This window comes from Rathayibacter sp. AY1E8, assembly GCF_002931415.1.
GTDB lineage: Bacteria > Actinomycetota > Actinomycetes > Actinomycetales > Microbacteriaceae > Rathayibacter.
On the sequence record NZ_PSVI01000108.1, the window covers coordinates 1 to 2,042 of the forward strand.

Sequence of the window (2,042 nt, forward strand, 5' to 3'; positions counted from 1 at the left end):
CTCGGCGCCGTCCTCTACGGACTCGTCCTCGCCGCCGCCTCGATCGGCCTGCTCGTCGTCTCGGCCGACCCGGTGCTGCGCGCGCAGGTCGTCGAGCGCGGGATCACGCTCGAGCCCGGCGCCGCGCTCGCCCTGGCCGTCGCGGCGCTCGGCGCCATGGCGCTCCTCCTCGCGCTCGCCCGCCTGCTCGACCGGCGCGCCGCTCGCGACGACGGCTGACCCCGGCGCGGGACGCCGGGTGCTCGCAACCCCCTGCCCCGCATCCGCCGAGAGGCGCAGACTCGTCCCGGGCGATCGCCCGCCACCCCCTGGAGACGAGACCATGCCCTTCTGCGCCCTCGAGAGCCTCCGCTGATGGAGCTGGGCATCGCCGCGATCGTCGGCGTCTCGGTCCTCGTCGCGGTCGCCGTCTTCTCGCGGCGCCTCGGCGTCGCCGCCCCGATCGTCCTCGTGCTCGCCGGCGTCGGCCTCTCGTACATCCCCGGGGTGCCGGAGGTGGTCGTCCCGCACGAGTGGGTGCTCGACGGCGTGCTGCCGCCACTGCTGTACGCGGCGGCGCTCAGCGTCCCGTTCATCGACTTCCGCCGGAATCTGACCACCATCACCGGCCTGTCGCTCGTGCTGGTGCTGATCTCGGCGGCCGGCGTCGGCGCGCTCCTCTTCCTCCTCCTCCCCGAGCTCGGGCTGGGCCTGGCGATCGCCGTGGGCGCGATCATCAGCCCGCCCGACGCCGTCGCCGCGACCTCGGTCGGCCGGCGGCTCGGCCTCCCGCCGCGGCTGCTCACCCTGCTCGAGGGCGAGGGGCTGATCAACGACGCGACCGCGCTGGTCCTCCTCCGCTCGGCCCTCGCCGCCGCCGCGGGGACGCTCGCGACGCCGTGGGCCGCGATCGGCGACTTCCTCTACGCGGTCGTCGTGGCCGTCGTGGTCGGGTTCGTGGCCAGCGTCGTCACCGTCTTCGTCCGCTCGCGGCTCGAGGACCCGGTGCTCAACACCGTCCTCTCCTTCATCGTCCCCTTCGTCGCGTTCATCCCCGCCGAGGGCCTGGGCGCCTCGGGCGTGCTCGCCGTGGTCGTCGCCGGCCTGCACACCGGACACGCCTCCTCCCGCGCCTTCACCGCGCAGTCGCGGGTGAACGACCGGATCAACTGGCGGACCGTGCAGTTCCTGCTCGAGAACGGCGTGTTCCTGCTGATCGGGCTCGAGATCCGCTCGCTGATCCACGACGCCGACAGCGCGCGCCTCTCCGTGCCCGGAGCGGTCGGGATCGGGCTGATCGCGGTGGTCGGGCTGATCGTCGTGCGCTTCCTCTGGGTCGGGCCGGTCCTCCTCGGCGAGCGCTGGCAGACCCGCCGGGCCGAGCGCCGGGCCCGCGAGCAGAAGGAGCTGCTCGAGTCGCCCGAGGCGCAGGAGCTGCCGAAGGAGGAGCGCGGCCGGGCGAAGCGGCGCTACCTGCTGCGGCGCAGCGACTACCGGCACTTCAGCCGCAACGGCATCGGCTGGCGCGGCGGTCTGGTGCTCGGCTGGTCCGGGATGCGCGGAGTGGTGACCCTCGCGGCCGCGCAGTCGCTGCCCGAGGACATCCCGTACCGTCCGCAGCTCGTGCTGATCGCCTTCACCGTGGCCGTCGCGACCCTGCTGATCCAGGGCAGCACGCTGCCGCTGCTGATCCGGGCGCTGGGCATCCGCGGGATCGACATGCCCGAGGACCAGCGCGCACTCGCGGGTCTGCTCGACGAGATCACCGAGAAGGGCCTCTCGGTGCTGGAGCACCCGGGCGACGCCGTCGAGGGCGCCGACGACGTCGCTCCGGACGTCCTGGAGCGGGTGCGCCAGACGTCGTTCCTCCGCTCCGAGGCCGCCTGGGAGCGCTCGCGCGGCACGGAGCGGTCGGTCGCGGACACTCCGCACCGCCTCTACCGGGCCCTGCGGCTCGCCGTGGTCGCGGCCGAGCGGGAGGCGCTGCTGGACGCGCGCTCGCGCCGCGCCTACCCGCAGCGCATCCTCCGCGACGCCCAGTCGCTGCTCGACCTCGAGGAGAC

General features: G+C 74.5%; 2 protein-coding genes. Both read left to right on the forward strand.

The features are described 5' to 3' along the window. A partial coding sequence (locus C5C74_RS17625; protein ID WP_181134734.1) for a hypothetical protein occupies positions 1–219 on the forward strand: 219 nt, incomplete at its 5' end. 135 nt (positions 220–354) lie between these two features. Further along, a partial coding sequence (locus C5C74_RS16800; protein ID WP_104351939.1) for a sodium:proton antiporter occupies positions 355–2,042 on the forward strand: 1,688 nt, incomplete at its 3' end.